Source organism: Comamonas sp. B-9 (genome assembly GCF_000410635.1).
In the GTDB taxonomy this organism is placed as follows: domain Bacteria; phylum Pseudomonadota; class Gammaproteobacteria; order Burkholderiales; family Burkholderiaceae_C; genus Comamonas.
In genome coordinates this window covers 1-15580 of sequence record NZ_APCR01000134.1, presented here as the reverse complement: position 1 = coordinate 15580, position 15580 = coordinate 1, and the positions used below count along the sequence as shown (strand labels likewise).

Below are 15580 nucleotides of genomic sequence, written 5' to 3'. Positions count from 1 at the left end.
TTTTGCGCCGCGCAGCCCTGCTGCGAACGGCGGTTTTTTGAAAGCGGATATGGGCGTAAGCAAATGGGGCCAGTGGCGAATCTTGGGCGTGGCGGCAGCGTCGCTGTGTGTGGTGGCCGGTGCCAGTGCGTCAGGCGCAGCCAGCGCCCCTAGCGGCGCCCCCATCCGTATTGGCCTGCTGGCCCCGCTGACCGGATCGGGCGGCGCCTATGGCAAGGAAGAGGAAACAGCGGCCAAGGCCGCCGCTGCCCATATCAATGCCCATGGCGGTGTGCTGGGCCGGCCGCTGGAGATTGTGGTGGCCGATGACGAGACCACGCCCACAGCCGGTGTGTCGGCCGCGCGCAAGCTGATCGATGTGGATGGTGTGGTGGCGATCACCGGCGTCTGGAGCAGCGCGGTGGCGCTGGCCGTGCGCCCGGTGGCACTCGAGAAGAATGTGGCTTTGCTGCCCGTGGGCTCGGCCGATGAGCTGACCGAGGGCGATAACAAGGGCCTGGTCTGGCGCTTCCAGACCAATGGCAAGAACTGGGGCCAGGCCTTTGCCAATGTGGCCTACAAGGATGGCGCGAAGACCGCCTCCATCCTGGTGCTGCAAACGCCTTTCACGCTCAGCACCGTCAAGCCCTTTGCCGAGCGCTTTGCGCAGCAGGGCGGCAAGGTGCTCGACACCCTCTACTTCAACCCCAACCAGCCGTCGTACCGAGCCGAGGTGGAAAAGATCTTCAGCAAGAAGCCCGATGCGGTCTTCCTGCCCAGCTATATCCCCGAGTTCAGCGCCATCGTGCGCGAGATCTACCGCAGCGGCTACGAAAGCAAGCTCTACACCTTCAGCCATGCGGCCGACAGCGGCGGCAAGTTTGTGCAGAACGTGGGCAAGGCCGCCGCCGAAGGCGTGAACCATGTGCAGGCCACGCCGGTGGGCAACAACGCCAGCTACCAGCTCTACCTCAAGCAAACCCAGCAACCCGAAGGCACCATCGTCGCCTTTGGCGCCAATGTGTTTGACGAGATCAATGTGCTGGCGCTCGCGATCGAAAAGGCCAAGAGCGCCAAGGCGGCCGACTTCAGCAAGGAGATCGCCAACGTGGTCAACGCCAAGGGCCCCGATGTACACGACCCCGTGCAGGGCCTGCAGCTGATCCGCGCGGGCAAGCCTTTCCGCTACTCCGGCGCGACAGCGGACTTCCGCTTTGCGCCCAATGGCGACCAGGTGGACCTGGACTACGGCCACTACCGCGTGCTCAACGGCGTGAGCAAGCTGGTGGGCACCACCAAATGAGCCTGCAGACAGATGATCTGCTCAGGGTTCAGGATGTTCATGTAGGTTTTGGCGAATTCACCGCGCTGGACGGTGCCCACCTGCGCATTGCGCGCGGCGGCATCACCGGCATGGTGGGGCCCAATGGTGCGGGCAAGTCCACCTTGTTCAATGTGCTGGGCGGCCAGCAGGCCCACCAGGGCGGCCGGGTGCTGTTCGACGGCCAGGACATCACGCACTGGTCCGTGCACCGCCGCGCCCAGGCCGGGCTCACCCGCACTTTTCAAATCTCGCGCGAGATGGGCGCGCTCACGGTGCTGGAGAACCTGCTGCTCGCCGCCCCGCAGCAGCCCGGCGAAAAACTCTGGCATGCGCTGCTGAACACGGCGGCAGCCCGCCAGCATGAAGCCCAGGCGATGGCGCAGGCCCAGACCCTGCTCGAGCGCGTGGGCCTGTGGCGCCTGGCGCATGACCGGGCCGACAGCCTCTCGGGCGGCCAGAAGAAACTGCTGGAGCTCTGCCGCGCGCTGATGCTCAAGCCCCGGCTGGTGCTGCTCGATGAGCCGGCGGCCGGCGTCAATCCGGTGCTGGTCGGCGAGATTGCCGACTTCATCCGCAGCCTGCAAGCTGAAGGCATGAGCTTTGCCATTGTGGAACACAACATGGACATGATTGCCGCGCTGTGCGACCCGGTGTATGTGCTGGCCCAGGGCAAGGTGCTGACCCAGGGCAGCTTTGCACAGGTGTCTGCCAACGCGCAGGTGGTCGAGGCCTACCTCGGAGGTGTGGCATGAGCGCCGAACTGCGTCTGGACAGCGTCGTGGCCGGCTACGGCGCGCGCGCCGTGCTGCACGGCGTGAGCCTGGATGTGGCACCCGGCTCCAGCCTGGTGGTCGTCGGCCCCAATGGCTCGGGCAAATCCACCTTGATGCGCGTGGTGACCGGGCTGATCCGCCCGCAGTCGGGCCGCGTGCTCTGGGATGGCCGCGACATCACCGCCCTCGATGCACCGGGCCGCGCACGCCTGGGGCTGGGCTATGTGCCGCAAGAGGCCAATGTGTTCCGCAACCTCTCGGTGCTGGACAACCTCAAGCTCGGCCATGAGTTCATCGCCAGCGGTGGCGCCAGGGCCTTGCGCGAGCGGCTCGATGCGGTGCTGGCGCTGTTTCCCGAGATCGTTCCCAAGCTGAATGTCGCCGCTGGCTTGCTCAGCGGCGGCCAGCGGCAGATGGTGGCCATGGGCGCGGCGCTGATGCCCTCGCCCCGGCTGCTGGCGCTCGATGAGCCCTCGGCGGGTCTGTCGCCCTTGAATGCATCGCGCCTGTTTGAGGTGGTGCAGCGCGTGGCGCAAACCGGCGTCACCTTGTTCATGATCGAGCAGAACACCCGCCTGGGCCTGGCCGCTGCCGACCAGGGCCTGGTGCTGGTCGCCGGCCAGGTGCGGGCGCGCGCGCCCAGCCAGGAGCTACTGTCCAACGGCCAACTTCAAAGTCTTTATCTGGGGGCGCACTGATGCTGGCGAAGCTCATCTTCAACGGCCTGGTATCGGGCCTGCTCATTGCGTTGCCTGCGCTGTCCCTGGCCCTGGTTTTCAGCGTGCTGCGCTTTGCCAACTACGCCATTGGCGCGATGCTGACCACCGGCGCGTATCTGGTCTATGCCTTCAACGGCCCGCTGAACTGGCCACTGCCACTGGCGGTGGCCGCCGGCATGGCGCTCAGCATTGCGCTGGCACTGCTGCTGGACCGGCTGGTGTTTGCGCCGCTGCGCGGGCGCTCGGGCGTCACCTTGCTGGTGGCCTCGATCGGTGCCGGCCTGGTGCTGGAGAACCTGGTGCGCCTGGTCGCCGGCAATGCGCCGCGCGGCTTTGGTGTCGAGATTGCCCGCCCCGCGCGCCTGCTCGGCCTGCGCGTCAACCAGGAGCAACTGATCACCCTGGTCTGCGTGCTGGTGGCGCTGGCTCTCGTGTGGCTGGTGTTCCGCTTCACGCGCCTGGGCCGGGCCATGCAGGCGGTGGCCGACAACCCCGATCTGGCGGACGTGCGCGGTATATCGCGCAAAAAGGTGACGGCCACGGTCTGGGCGCTGGCCGCCGCAATGGCGACCTTGTCGGGCATGCTGATCGGCCTGGATTCGAATGTGGACCCGCAAATGGGCTGGAACTACCTGTTGCCGGTATTTACCGCAGCCATCCTGGGCGGCATCGGCAGCCCGATGGCGGCGGTGGCAGGCGCGCTGCTGCTGGGGGTGACCGAAGAGCTGGCGACCCTGTTGCTGCCGCCCCACTACCGCACGGTGGTGGCCTTTGGGGTCATGGCCTTGCTGTTGCTGCTGCGCCCGCAGGGTCTGTTTGGTGCCAAGTGGGTGCGCAAATGACAAGTTATCTGATTGCAACCCTGGTGCTGGTGGTGATCGCCACCTTGTCGGGCCTGGCGCTGAACCTGCAATGGGGCCTGGGCGGCCTCGTTAATTTTGGCCTGTTCGGCTTTTACATGCTGGGTGCCTATGCCTGCAGCCTGCTGCAGATGCAGGGCTTGCCGCCGCTCGCTGCCATGCTGCTGGCCCTGCTGCTGACGGCTGCGGCCAGTGCGCTGGTCAGCTTGATATCGGTACGGCTGAGCGAGGACTACCTGGCCATCGTCACCTTGGGCTTTGCCGAATCGCTGCGGCTCTTTATCAGCTACGAGGAATGGCTGACCCGGGGCACCCTGGGCATCCCCAATATCGTGCGGCCCTTTGCCGACCTGGTGCCCAGCGCCTGGCGCGATCTGTTCTTTCTGGGCTTTTGCCTGGTCTGGCTGGCGCTGGTGTTTGTGGTGCTGCAGCGCCTGGCGCGCTCGCCCTTTGGCCGCCTGCTGCGCGCCACGCGCGAGGACGCGGGCGTGGCCGAGGCGCTGGGCAAGAACGTGCTCTGGGTGCGGGCGCGCAGCTTTGCGCTGGGCGGTGCCATCCTGGGCATTGCCGGCAGCCTGCACGCCTTCTACTACACCTATATCGACCCGACCCAGTTCAGCACCATCTTGACGGCCTACGCCTTCATGGCCGTGATCCTGGGCGGGCGCGGTAGCCATGCCGGCGTGCTGGTTGCCGGCTTCACGGTGATTCTGCTGCTGGAGGGCAGCCGCATGCTGGCCGGCGTCGTGCCCTGGCTCGATGGCACGCAGCTGGCTGCCATCCGCCTGTCGCTGGTCGGCGTGCTGCTGCTGGCGATGCTGATCTTCAAACCCAACGGCCTGCTGCCGGAATACCGGCTGGGCCCCCGCTCTCAAGGAAAATAGCCATGTCCCGAATCACCCGCAAATCCCGCGACGACCTGCCCGCCGCAGAGCAGCCGCTGTGGGACCGCATGCTGGCCGCCGGCGATTTTGCCGACCAGGCCGGCGTCATGGCGCAGCGCCTGCCGATCTTCTCGCAAACCTGGGCGCTGCTGCTGCAGCTGGGCCAGGAAGCGGTGCTGCCCAAACGCTACACCGAGCTGGCCATCGTCACCGTCTCGCTGCTCAATGAATGCGAGTACTGCATCGACCATCACGGCCCCAAGTTGTTGGTCGAAGGCCTGTCGTCCGAAGGCGTGCGAACGCTGCTGGACTACGCCAGCCACCCCGAGCTGAACGAGCTGGACCGCCTGGTGGTGGAGTACGCGATTGCCGTGACCCGCAACTGGAGCCAGACACGCGACGAGATCTTTGGGCGCCTGCACCAGCATTTCAGCGAAGCGCAGATTGTGGAGCTGACCTGGCGCACGGCACTGTGCGGCGCGTTCAACCGCTTCAACGACATCCTGCAGGTGCAGACCGCGCCGCTGGGCAGCCCGGCAGCCAGCGAGGCGGCGGCGCAGGTCTAAAGGCAGGGGCACCGTGATGGATTTATGGGAATGAGCCGACAGCCCCGGCGTGAACTGCGCCTCAACACTTTTCAGATGGCCGCGCCGTCCCACAACTGGGCGGGTCTGTGGAAGCACCCGCGCGACAACCAGGCGCAATACCACCAGTTGTGCTACTGGGCGGACATGGCCCGCACGGCAGAGCGCGGCCTGCTCGACGGCATCTTTATCGCCGATGTGTTTGGCATCTACGACGTCTATGCCGGCAATGCCGATGCGGCCTTGGCGGCAGGGGCCCAGTCCCCGCAGCTGGACCCGACCATGCTCATCTCGGCGATGGCCCTGGTGACCGAGCACATCGGCTTTGGCGTGACCGCCAGCCTGAGCAACGACCACCCCTTCTCCTTCGCACGGCGCTTTGGCACCTTGGACCACCTGACCAACGGCCGCCTGGGCTGGAACATCGTCACCGGCTACCTGGAGAGCGGTGCGCGTGGCCTGGGCCGCGACAGCCTGCGCGACCATGACGAGCGCTATGACGTGGCCGAAGACTTCATGGCCGCGATCTACCAGCTCTGGGAAGGCAGCTGGGAGGCCGGCGCTGCCGTGCGCGACAAGGACAGCGGCGTGTTCAGCCACCCGGAGCGCGTGCATGCGGTGGCGCATGACGGCCCCTACTACCGCGTGCATGGCCGGGCACTGGCCGAGCCCTCGCCCCAGCGCACGCCCCTGCTGTACCAGGCCGGCAGCTCCGCGCGCGGCCAGCAGTTTGCCGGCCGCCATGCCGAGGCCTGCTTTATCAACGGCCCCACACCCGCAGCAGCCGCCAAATCGGTGAAGGCCTTGCGCGCATCGGCCCAGCACGCCGGCCGCGATCCCTACGATCTGCTCGCGCTGCTGGGCGCCACCGTGATCGTTGCGCCCACCACCGCCGAAGCCCAGGACCTGCGCGACGAATACCGGCACTACCTCGACAGCGCCGGCCAGCTGGCGCTGGTCTCGGGCTGGACCGGCATGGACCTGTCCCAGCTGGGCCTGGACGATGTGCTGCCGTTTGCCAAGACCAATGCCATCCAGTCCACCGTCGAGCACCTGACGCGCAACACGCCACAGCCGCCCAAGGTCCGCGACCTGCTGGATTTCAGCCCCGTCGGTGCGCGCGCGCCGGTCTTCATCGGCTCGCCGGTCGATGTGGCCGACCAGATGGCCCACTGGGTCGCCGAGAGCGATATCGATGGCTTCAACCTTGTGCGCACCGTCATGCCCGAGAGCCTGAACGCCATCGTCGACCTGCTGATCCCCGAGCTGCAAAACCGGGGCATGTTCAAGACGCGCTACGCAGAAGGCACCTTGCGCGAGAAGCTGTTCCCGGCAGGGGGCAAGCTGCTGCCGGCCAGCCACCCGGGCGCAGCGTACCGGCGTTAATTTTGATGCGGGCGGTTACTTCAACCATCCCCCAAAAAACAACCCCCACCACCCGGCAACAGGCAATGGGGGTTGGCACATCAGCGCAGACAGCCGCTTCAGGCTTCCGGCATCAGCGGCTCGCCCAGGTTCAGCATCAGGCGGTTGGCCCAGGCAAAGATGGCGTCCGAGTGCAGCAGGTCCAGCACCTCACCGTCGTTCAGGCCCTCGGCCTTGAGCGCGTCGATGTCGGCGGCGTTGATGGCGGCGGGCTGCTCGGTGATCTTGATCGAGAACTGCACGATGGCCTTTTCACGCGCGGTGGTGCCGGCAGTGGCGGGCTCTTCGAACACCTGGGCAATGGTGTCGCTGCGCTTGGCCAGCTGCTCAAAGCGCTGCGCATGCACCGACGCGCAGTAGACGCAGCCGTTGATGCGCGATACCACCGTGGAGCCCAGCTCGCGCTCGGCACGCGAGAGGCCGCCGGGCGCATACATGATGGCGTTGAAGGCGGTGGAGCGCTCGCGCAGGATCAGCGGCTGGTGCACCAGGAACAGGTAGTAGTCCGAGGTCTTGGCCTTGGGGTGGCTTTCTTCGAGCACGGCCATCTGGTCGGGCGTGGCCTGGCCCAGCTGAACGACATCGAGCCAGGCCTTCCATTCCAGCGATTCGTTGGTGAAGCCGTGGGCGCGGATGACCTGGGCGGGTTGGAATGCGGCGGGCGTGCTCATGCGGTGGCCTCCTCGGATGCTTTCATGGCTTGCAGGCCGGCCACAAGGCGGACCTGGTAGGAGAGAAATGCGATCAGCTGCGACAGCGCCACGACAGCCGGGGTGCTGATGCCTGCGGCGGGCAGGGTTTCCAGCGCCGCCTTGTCGCCCTCGATCGGGTTCTCGATCAGGGTGCGGGTAAAGGCCAAGATGGCCGCCAGGCGCGGGTCTTGCGCATCCTGGGGTTGGCCGGTCTCGGCCACAGCGATCAGCGCGGCATCCACCGGCAGCTGCTGCAGGCGTTCGCGGTAGTGGGCAACCAACTCGGGCGCGGGGGTCAGGCGGCAGGCGTAGAGTGCAACCAGCAGGCGCTCGGCCAGGCTGATGCCCGGCAGCGCCGGATCAAACAGGGCCTGGTAGCTGCCCTGGGTGGCGGCCACCACCTTTTCACGCTGGTGGCGCGCCGCATAGGTGCGGCTGCCCGGTGCCAGACCGACCAGCCGGTCGATCAGGTCATCGCTGGGGGATGTGGACATGCAAGACTCCTTGGATTTATGGTTGTGCAGCGCCGGCCTGGGCCGCCACCGCGCGTTCTAGAAACTGCAGCACGCCCTGCCAGGACGCGGCATCGGCATGGGCGTTGTCGGCCGGGTTGCCGCCGCCGGTGCTGACCTTGCCCGAGACCGGGTGGGCATAGACCAGCTGCGTGGTCGGCACATAGGGGAACAGGATCGCGTGGCCGGCGCGCTCAAAGTCCAGCCACTGCACATCGTGCGGGTGCTGCACCTCGGCCAGCTTGTCGCGCACCATCTTTGAGTACACGCTCGACGGCCAGGAGCCATCGTCGGTCGCCGACAGCAGCATCACCGGGCCCTGGATGCGCTCCACCGGGATGCGTGCACGCGCCACCGCCTCGGCATCGCGCAAGGCGGTGCGCATTGCACGCTCATGGCGGTGGGGCGACGGGCCTTCGTCAAACGGGGCCCAGCTGGCCGTGCGGTTGTTCTCCCAGATGTGGGTGAGCGGCTGGCCACCCAGCAGCCAGGTCGGGCCTTCGCGGCCCACCTGCGGGTCGCAGGCGTTCTGGCCGCTGTGCACCAAGGCGCTGGGCACATAACCCACCACGGCCGATACCTGCTGCGCAAAGGTCGCCCCCAGGAGCAGCACCAGCTCACCGCCGCGCGACTGGCCGCTGAGCGCGACAAAGTCATGCGCCGGTTGCACCGTGCGGCGCAGCCATTGCAGGCCTTTTTCAAAATACTCCAACGGGGTGTTGGAGATGTAGGGCGACAGGCCCGGCGCCTTGAAATACGCCAGCGCAAAGGCCGCATAGCCGCGCGATGCATAGAGCGCCGCGCGCGGCTCATTGATGCCGCCGCCCGAGCCGTTGACGATCATCACCGCCGGGTGCGGGCCGGGGCCAGCGGGCAGGTACAGGGTACCGACCAGGCCGTCCTCGCGCACCTCGCGGCGGGTCACGCCGGGGGCGGCGAGCTGCTGGCTCAAGCGCGCCTGCGCCTGCGCAGTGCCCGCGCTGGCTTGCAAGCTCGTCACCAACGCATCCGTCACCGGCTGGTTGAACAGCTCACGGCTGGGGGATGCCACTGGGCTTTGCGACCAGACCAGGCCCATGCCATCGACACCGGCATAGCTGCCGGAGACGGGCGCATCGCGGCACAGATCAACAGCACCCTGCGCATCGGCAATAAAGCGCGCCTGCGCGCGCCACAGCACGCCGCTGCGCGGGGTCTCGGCAGTCACCTCCACCGCCTCACCGGGCTGAGCGCCTTCGATACGGATGTGGCGCGCCACATCGATCAGCGCGTCGGCCTGGTCCATCGTGATGGACAGCTGGGCCATCAGGGCGCCACCTTGGTCACCATCGATGCGGTGGTGCGGTCGCTGCTGAACGGGGTGACCTTCAGGCCCTTCTTCGCGGCCCAGATATTGCGGTAGTGGAACAGCGGGATGATGCCCACATCATCGGACACCACCTTGGCCGACTGGCGCAGGATGCTCTCGCGCTTGGCCATGTCGAACTCTTCGGTGGATTCGGTCAGCGCCTTGTCCACGGCCGGGTTGCTGTAGTGGCCCCAGTTGGAGGCGCCCAGGCCCTTCTTGGCATCGACCGTGGCCAGCACGTTCACCAGCGCATAGCTGGCCTCACCGGTGCCATTACCCCAGGCCAGCATGCTCATCGCATATTCGTTCTTGTTGGCGCGGCCCGAGTACACGGCCCATGGCACCACCTCCACCTGGGTCTTCACGCCAATGCGGGTCCAGAACTGGGCCACCACCTGGGCCGTTTCCGGGCCTTGTGGGTAGCGGTCGTTGGGCACATGCATGGTCAGCTTGAAGCCTTCGGGGAAACCGGCATCGGCCAGCAGCTTCTTGGCCTTGGCGGCATCAAAAGGAATATTCTTGATGTCGGGGTTGTAGCCATAGGTGTTCTTGGGCATCCACTGGTTGGCCTCGGTGGCCGCATCCTGCAGGATGCGGTCGACGATGGCGCCCCGGTTGATCGCCAGGTTCAGCGCCTCACGCACGCGCTGGTCGAGCAGCGGGTTCTTCGCCAACGGCTTGCCAGCGTTGTCGGTGATGAAGGCATTGGGCGCCGGGTTGAAGCTGGGTTGCAGCAGCATCACGCGCAGACCGTCATAGGGGTAGACGGTGACGTTCGGTGCGTTCTTCAGGCGCGCGAGATCTGAGACCGAGACCTTGTCGATCACATCCACATCGCCCGCCAGCAGCGCGGCGGTGCGCGATGCGGCATTGTTGATATAGCGGTAGTTGACCTTGTCCCAGATGGCCTTGTCACCCCAGTAGCCCTCATTGCGCTGCATCACCACGCGGTCACCCGGCGTGTAGGAGACCCATTTGTAGGGGCCCGAGCCGACCATGGCCTTGCCCGAGTTGTAGTCTTCGGTGGCCGACTTCTCGCCCACATGCTTGCTGACGATGTGTACCGAGGCCAGGTTCAGCGGCAGATCGGGGTTGGGGATGTTGGTCTTGATGATCAGCGTGTGCGGGTCCTTGGCGGTGACCGATTCGACGGTACGCAGGTAGCCGGCAAAGGTGGCCACGCTGCCGGGCACGGCGCGGGCGCGCTGGTAGGAGTAGATGACGTCCTCGGCGCTGAAGGCCTTGCCGTCTTGCCACTTCACATCGGTGCGCAGCTTGAACTCCCAGGTCTTGGGGTCCAGGTTCTTCCAGCTCGCAGCCAGGCCGGGCTGCAGCTTGTTGTGGTTGTTCTGTACCAGCAGATCCCAGAAGTGCAGGTCCACCGAGCGGTCGCCGGCGTGGTTGTTGAGCTGGGGGTCCATCGACGAGACCGGGTCGGCAAAGCCGATGTTCAAGGTCTGCGCATGGGCAGCCAGGCCAGCGCCCATCAGGGCAGCGGTGAGGGAAGAGACGATGATGCGTTTCATGGCGAACTCCTGGTGAAACTGTGAAAACGGGGCAATGAATACGGAGAAAAAGGCGGCGCTCAGCTGAGCGTTCAGGCGTCGTTCAAATGGCAGGCGCTTTGGTGCTGGATGGCGATGCCCTTGAGCTGGGGCGCCTCCACCTTGCAGCGCGGCATGGCACGCGGACAGCGCGGATGAAAGTGGCAGCCGCTGGGAGGGTTGAGCGGGCTGGGGATTTCACCCTGGATGGCCGAGTAGGTCTTGTGGCGCGCGTTCATGTTGGGCACCTCGGCCAGCAAGGCTTGGGTGTAGGGGTGGTTAGGCCGGGCAAACAGCTCTTCGACTGGCGCAGTCTCGATCACGCGGCCCAGGTACATCACCACCACCCGGTCGCAGATGTGCTCGACGACGCCCAGGTCATGGCTGATAAACAGGTAGGTCAGGTGCAATTGCTCGCGCAGGTCCATGAACAGGTTCAGGATCTGCGCCTGGATCGACACATCGAGTGCGGCCACGGCCTCGTCGCAGACCAGCATGCGGGGCTGCACGGCCAGCGCGCGGGCAATGCCGATGCGCTGGCGCTGGCCACCGCTGAACTGGTGCGGGTAGCGGCTGCGCAAGGCCGGGTCCAGCCCGGCGCGCTCCATCTGCGCGCAGACGTAGTCATCAAAACCGGCCGGATCGACCAGGCCATGGATACGGGCCGCCTCGCCGACGATCTCGTCCACGCGCAGGCGCGGGTTCAGGCTGGCGTAAGGATCCTGAAAAATCATCTGGATACGCAGGCGCTCGGCATGGCGCTCGGCCGGCGTCAGGCTGGCCATGGCCTTGCCGGAGAACAGCACGTCGCCATCGGACGGAGGCAGCAGCCCCGCCGCGATGCGGCCCAAGGTGGACTTGCCGCAACCGGATTCGCCCACCAAGCCCACCACCTCACCGGGGCGCACCAGCAGATCGACCCGGTCAACCGCGCGGGTGACCGGGTGGGGCTTTTCCAGCCCCAGGCTTTGCAGCAGGCGGCCACCGATGCCTGGCTTTTGCTCGCCAAAGCGCTTGCTGACCTGGCGCAGCTCGACCACCGGGGTGTCTGCCGCGCTGTCTGCCGTGGGTGTATGTGTCATCGTGTCGTTCATACGCGCACCTCCAGGCCCTGTGCCGGGGCGGCGCTTGGGGCGCTGGCGGTCAGCGCCGGGTGAAAGCAGCGCACCAGGCGGCCGGGCAGCGGCTCGGTCTGCTCGGGCTGGGCCTGGCAGGCGGCAGTGGCGCGGGTGCAGCGCGCCGCAAAGGCGCAGCCGGGAGGAAGCTGCAGCATATTGGGCGTCATGCCGGGAATCTGCTGCAGGCGGCTGCCGCGCCGGTTGTTGGCCGGCAGGCTGCCGATGAGGCCGGCGGTATAGGGGTGCAGGGGGCTGTCCAGCACGGCATCCACGCCGCCCTGCTCAACGATGCGGCCGGCATACATGACCGCCACTTCGTCGGCCAGACCGGCCACCACCGACAGGTCGTGCGTGATCCAGATCAGCGCCGTGCCCTGCTGGCGCGCGAGCTTTTGCACCTCGGACAGGATCTGCGCCTGGATGGTCACATCCAGCGCCGTCGTGGGCTCGTCGGCAATGATCAGATCGGGCCGGTGCAGCATCGCAGTCGCTATGGCCACGCGCTGGCGCATGCCGCCCGACAGCTGGTGCGGGTAGGCCTGCAGGCGCTCGTCGGGGCTGGCAATGCCCATCATCGCCAGGGTCTCGCGGGCCCGCTCACGTGCCTGGGCCTTGCTGGCGGAGGTGTGGGCGCGCACCGCTTCGATCATCTGCGTGTCCACGCGCAACACGGGGTTGAGCGTCATCATCGGGTCCTGGAAGATCATCGCGATGCGGTTGCCCTGCAGCTGGCGCAGCTCGCGCGGCTTGATCTTGGTGATGTCACGGCCCTGGAACAGCACCTCACCGCCGGTCACGCGGCCCGGTGCATCGACCAGGCCCATGATGGAAAAACCGGTGACGGACTTGCCCGAGCCGGACTCGCCGACCAGGCCCAGGATGCGGCCGCGCTCCAAGGTGAAGGACACATCGTTGACCGCGCGCAGGGTGCCGGCGCGGGTCGCAAACTCGGTGCGCAGATTACGCACCTGCAAGGTGGGCACGCTGCTCATCGGGTGTTCCTCGGGTTCAGGACATCGCGCAGGCGGTCGCCCACCAGGTTGATCGCCACGATGGTGACCAAGAGCGCAATGCCGGGGTAGAAGCTGATCCAGTACTGGCCCGAGAGCATGAACTGGTAGCCATTGGAGATCAGCAGACCCAGCGATGGCTCGGTCACCGGCACGCCCAGGCCCAGAAAGCTCAAGGTGGCCTCCAGGGTGATGGCGCGGGCGATCTGCAAGGTGCCGATCACGATCAGCGGCGGCAGGCAGTTGGGCAGGATGTGGCGCACCATGATGCGCCAGTTGGGGATGTCCAGGCAGCGCGCCGCCTCGACATACTCGCGCCGGCGCTCGACCAGGGCCTGGCCGCGTGCGGTGCGGGCGTAGTAGGCCCATTCCAGGATCACCAGGGTCAGCACCACATTGCCCACGCCCTTGCCCAGGTAGGCGAGGATCATCATCGCCACCAGGATCGAGGGGAAGGACAGGATCAGGTCCACCACGCGCATGATGATCGTGTCGGTCTTGCCACCGGCATAGGCGGCCAGCAGGCCCAGCAAGGTGCCCACCACGCCGGCAATCAGCGCCGAGCCCACGCCCACCAGCAGGCTGATGCGCAGGCCGTAGAGAATCGCCGAGTACAGGTCGCGCCCCTGGCCATCGGTGCCCAGCAGGTAGTGAAAGCTGTCCAGCCCATTGGCCGAACCTGGCGGCAGGCGCGCATCGAGCACATCGAGCTGCTGCAGGTCATAGGGGTTCTGCGGCGTGATCCAGGGCGCGACCAGTGCCGCCAGAATCAGCACCACCGCGACGACGAGGCCAAACAGCGCCAGGCGCGAGGCCAGAAAATCGGCCACATGCGCGCGCCAGGGCGAAGGCTGGCGCAGCGCCGCTGCCGGGGCTGTGACCACGGGGGCATTGGCAGGGGTGTTAGCAGGGGTGTTGGTGCCGCTCATGCTGCGCCCTCCAGGCGCACGCGGGGGTCGAGCACCTTGTACAAGATATCCACGATCAGATTGAGCGTGACAAACAGGCAGACCACCACCACCAGGTAGGAGACGATGACGGGGCGGTCCAGCGCATTGATGCTGTCCAGAATCAGCTTGCCGGCGCCCGGCCAGGAGAAGATGCTCTCGGTCACCACCGCAAAGGCGATGGTCGAGCCCAGCTCCAGGCCCAGCACGGTGACCAGCGGAATCATCGTATTGCGCAGCACATGCAGGCCCACCACGCGCAGTGGCGACAGGCCCTTGGCGCGGGCAAATTTCACATAGTCGAGCGGCAGCACCTCGCGCACACCGGCGCGCGTCAAACGGATCACCAGCGAGATCTTGAACAGCGACAGGTTGATGGCCGGCAGCAGCATGTGCCTGAGGCCATCGGTGGTCAGAAACGACCACTGCGCGCCCAGGAACTCCACCGTCTGGCCGCGCCCGCTCGACGGCAGCATGCCCAGAGAGACGCTGAAGGTCATGATCAGCATCAGGCCGACCCAGAAGGTGGGCAGCGAAAAGCCCACGATGCTGCCGGCCATGATGGATTTGGAAAACCAGCTCTCGGGGTAGAGGCCGGCGAGCAGACCCAGCGGCACGCCCAGCACCACGGCGATGACCAAGGCGGCAACCGCCAGCTCCAGGGTCGCCGGCAGGCGCTGCAGAATCAGTTCGATCGCCGGCACGTTGTAGACAAAGCTCACGCCCAGGTTGCCCTGCAGCGCGCCGCCGACAAAGCCCAGGTACTGGCGCCACAGCGGCTGGTCAAAGCCCAGCTGGGCGATGATGCGCGCGCGCTCGACCTGGTCCACGTCCTGGCCGATCAAAATATCGACCGGGTTGCCGATGGCATGCAGGCCGACGAAGACGATCACCGTCATCAGCAGCACCACCACCACGGCCTGCGCAAGGCGGCGCAGCAGCCAGCCGATCATGGTGTGCCCGCCTTGTCCAGCAGTGCGGCGGCTTCGCCAGGGGGCGCCGCCGGTGTCCACTCATCGCCAAACACCTCGGGGTCGCTGAAGGCCTGCAGCTTCTCGAAATGCCACTGCACATCTTCGGCATACAGACGGCTGCTGATGCCCTGGGCCAGGCGCTCGGCGCCCACGCTGATCGCAGGAATATCGCCGGACACCGTGCCATGCGTCAGCGCAGCGGGGTAGGAGAACGCATGGATGCGCTCCAGCCCCGGGCAGGCGCCGGGAATCTTTTGCTGCAGCTCGAAGGCCGGGCCCAGGTCGGGCGAATCGGAGAGCTCCTGGTCGTCCTCGCTCTCGGGGTGGCGGTAGCGGTCGCCCCAGTTGCGCACATGGGCGGCAAAGGGCGCAAACTCGCTGCGCGCATTCCAGTCGATGCGAAAGCCGGTGGAGAACACGACAAAGTCCAGGTGGAACACGCCCTTGGAGGTGTGCACGCGGATCTCGTCGCCGGTCCATTCCATGCGCTCGATCGCGCAGCCCAGGTTGAAGCGGGCATTGGCATGGCGCGAGACGCGCAAGGTGCTGCCCCGGGGTGGCGGCACCTGCTGCACATTGATGTAGTGGCGGATCTTCCACTTCCAGTCATCGGGCAGCTGCAGATGGCCATAGGTCAGGCCCGGGCTGCCGGCGCCCTTGCCCTTGTTGACGCGGGGAATGTCCTTGCGGCGGATCAGCAGGTCGACGCTGGCCGCGCCGCTCTCCAGCGCGGTCGCTGCGCTGTCCATGGCCGAGGCACCGGCCCCCACCACGCCGATGCGCTGGCCAGCCAGCTGGGCGTAATCGGTGCTGTCTGACGAATGCGCCCAGCGGTCGCGCGGCAGGCTGCGCGCCATCTCGGGCACATAGGCGCCGCCCAGGCCATC

Annotated in this window: 15 protein-coding genes and 1 pseudogene; 7 read left to right on the top strand and 9 right to left on the bottom strand. The window is 66.6% G+C overall.

Translation table 11 applies throughout. The annotated features are described in order from the left end of the window. The first annotated feature begins 49 nt into the window (after positions 1–49). From H928_RS0101120 to H928_RS0101090, 7 genes are read left to right on the top strand one after another with little or no spacing between them, the layout of a single operon-like run. Positions 50–1282, top strand: a complete 1233-nt coding sequence (locus H928_RS0101120) for an ABC transporter substrate-binding protein (RefSeq protein ID WP_021024833.1) — start codon at positions 50–52, stop codon at positions 1280–1282. Next, a complete protein-coding gene (locus H928_RS0101115) occupies positions 1279–2055 on the top strand; it encodes an ABC transporter ATP-binding protein (protein ID WP_021024832.1) in 777 nt (258 codons plus the stop codon). The genes H928_RS0101120 and H928_RS0101115 overlap by 4 nt, the downstream gene beginning before the upstream one ends. Beyond that, a complete protein-coding gene (locus H928_RS0101110; protein ID WP_021024831.1) occupies positions 2052–2774 on the top strand; it encodes an ABC transporter ATP-binding protein in 723 nt (240 codons plus the stop codon). Before H928_RS0101115 ends, H928_RS0101110 begins: the two co-directional genes overlap by 4 nt. After that, positions 2774–3637, top strand: a complete 864-nt coding sequence (locus tag H928_RS0101105; RefSeq protein WP_021024830.1) for a branched-chain amino acid ABC transporter permease — start codon at positions 2774–2776, stop codon at positions 3635–3637. The genes H928_RS0101110 and H928_RS0101105 overlap by 1 nt, the downstream gene beginning before the upstream one ends. After that, positions 3634–4539, top strand: coding sequence for a branched-chain amino acid ABC transporter permease (locus H928_RS0101100; protein WP_021024829.1), 906 nt, complete (start codon positions 3634–3636; stop codon positions 4537–4539). The genes H928_RS0101105 and H928_RS0101100 overlap by 4 nt, the downstream gene beginning before the upstream one ends. A 2-nt stretch (positions 4540–4541) precedes the next feature. Next, positions 4542–5105, top strand: coding sequence for a carboxymuconolactone decarboxylase family protein (locus H928_RS0101095; RefSeq protein WP_021024828.1), 564 nt, complete (start codon positions 4542–4544; stop codon positions 5103–5105). 30 nt (positions 5106–5135) lie between these two features. After that, on the top strand, positions 5136–6509 hold the full coding sequence (locus H928_RS0101090) for an LLM class flavin-dependent oxidoreductase (protein ID WP_021024827.1): 1374 nt from the start codon (positions 5136–5138) through the stop codon (positions 6507–6509). A 98-nt stretch (positions 6510–6607) separates the two neighbouring features. Here the strand turns inward: H928_RS0101090 and H928_RS0101085 are convergent, their stop codons facing one another. The 9 genes and pseudogenes from H928_RS0101085 to H928_RS25630 form a co-directional block, all read right to left on the bottom strand. After that, the gene (locus H928_RS0101085; RefSeq protein ID WP_021024826.1) at positions 6608–7219 is read right to left on the bottom strand and encodes a peroxidase-related enzyme; all 612 of its coding nucleotides are present in this window, start codon (positions 7217–7219) and stop codon (positions 6608–6610) included. Further along, on the bottom strand, positions 7216–7734 hold the full coding sequence (locus H928_RS0101080; RefSeq protein WP_027010393.1) for a CMD domain protein: 519 nt from the start codon (positions 7732–7734) through the stop codon (positions 7216–7218). Before H928_RS0101080 ends, H928_RS0101085 begins: the two co-directional genes overlap by 4 nt. A 16-nt stretch (positions 7735–7750) precedes the next feature. Next, a complete protein-coding gene (locus H928_RS0101075; RefSeq protein WP_027010392.1) occupies positions 7751–9058 on the bottom strand; it encodes an acyl-CoA thioesterase/bile acid-CoA:amino acid N-acyltransferase family protein in 1308 nt (435 codons plus the stop codon). After that, positions 9058–10626: an ABC transporter substrate-binding protein gene (locus tag H928_RS0101070; protein WP_021024825.1), complete on the bottom strand. Its 1569-nt coding sequence runs from the start codon at positions 10624–10626 to the stop codon at positions 9058–9060. Before H928_RS0101070 ends, H928_RS0101075 begins: the two co-directional genes overlap by 1 nt. Positions 10627–10697: 71 nt before the next feature. Beyond that, the gene (locus H928_RS0101065; RefSeq protein WP_043338170.1) at positions 10698–11726 is read right to left on the bottom strand and encodes an ABC transporter ATP-binding protein; all 1029 of its coding nucleotides are present in this window, start codon (positions 11724–11726) and stop codon (positions 10698–10700) included. Positions 11727–11734: 8 nt separating this feature from the next. Next, positions 11735–12754 (bottom strand): ABC transporter ATP-binding protein, encoded by a 1020-nt coding sequence (locus H928_RS25635; protein WP_021024823.1) that lies wholly within the window; start codon positions 12752–12754, stop codon positions 11735–11737. Then, the gene (locus tag H928_RS0101055; RefSeq protein WP_021024822.1) at positions 12751–13701 is read right to left on the bottom strand and encodes an ABC transporter permease; all 951 of its coding nucleotides are present in this window, start codon (positions 13699–13701) and stop codon (positions 12751–12753) included. Before H928_RS0101055 ends, H928_RS25635 begins: the two co-directional genes overlap by 4 nt. After that, positions 13698–14672, bottom strand: coding sequence for an ABC transporter permease (locus tag H928_RS0101050; protein WP_021024821.1), 975 nt, complete (start codon positions 14670–14672; stop codon positions 13698–13700). Before H928_RS0101050 ends, H928_RS0101055 begins: the two co-directional genes overlap by 4 nt. Further along, positions 14669–15580 (bottom strand): annotated as a pseudogene (locus H928_RS25630) (SidA/IucD/PvdA family monooxygenase); the annotation flags it as partial. The pseudogene H928_RS25630 and the gene H928_RS0101050, both read right to left, overlap by 4 nt.

Coding starts and splice junctions, on each gene's coding strand:
- H928_RS0101120 (WP_021024833.1), top strand. CDS start 50: ATGGGCGTAAGCAAATGGGGCCAGTGGCGAATCTTGGGCGTGGCGGCA.
- H928_RS0101115 (WP_021024832.1), top strand. CDS start 1,279: ATGAGCCTGCAGACAGATGATCTGCTCAGGGTTCAGGATGTTCATGTA.
- H928_RS0101110 (WP_021024831.1), top strand. CDS start 2,052: ATGAGCGCCGAACTGCGTCTGGACAGCGTCGTGGCCGGCTACGGCGCG.
- H928_RS0101105 (WP_021024830.1), top strand. CDS start 2,774: ATGCTGGCGAAGCTCATCTTCAACGGCCTGGTATCGGGCCTGCTCATT.
- H928_RS0101100 (WP_021024829.1), top strand. CDS start 3,634: ATGACAAGTTATCTGATTGCAACCCTGGTGCTGGTGGTGATCGCCACC.
- H928_RS0101095 (WP_021024828.1), top strand. CDS start 4,542: ATGTCCCGAATCACCCGCAAATCCCGCGACGACCTGCCCGCCGCAGAG.
- H928_RS0101090 (WP_021024827.1), top strand. CDS start 5,136: ATGAGCCGACAGCCCCGGCGTGAACTGCGCCTCAACACTTTTCAGATG.
- H928_RS0101085 (WP_021024826.1), bottom strand. CDS start 7,219: ATGAGCACGCCCGCCGCATTCCAACCCGCCCAGGTCATCCGCGCCCAC.
- H928_RS0101080 (WP_027010393.1), bottom strand. CDS start 7,734: ATGTCCACATCCCCCAGCGATGACCTGATCGACCGGCTGGTCGGTCTG.
- H928_RS0101075 (WP_027010392.1), bottom strand. CDS start 9,058: ATGGCCCAGCTGTCCATCACGATGGACCAGGCCGACGCGCTGATCGAT.
- H928_RS0101070 (WP_021024825.1), bottom strand. CDS start 10,626: ATGAAACGCATCATCGTCTCTTCCCTCACCGCTGCCCTGATGGGCGCT.
- H928_RS0101065 (WP_043338170.1), bottom strand. CDS start 11,726: ATGACACATACACCCACGGCAGACAGCGCGGCAGACACCCCGGTGGTC.
- H928_RS25635 (WP_021024823.1), bottom strand. CDS start 12,754: ATGAGCAGCGTGCCCACCTTGCAGGTGCGTAATCTGCGCACCGAGTTT.
- H928_RS0101055 (WP_021024822.1), bottom strand. CDS start 13,701: ATGAGCGGCACCAACACCCCTGCTAACACCCCTGCCAATGCCCCCGTG.
- H928_RS0101050 (WP_021024821.1), bottom strand. CDS start 14,672: ATGATCGGCTGGCTGCTGCGCCGCCTTGCGCAGGCCGTGGTGGTGGTG.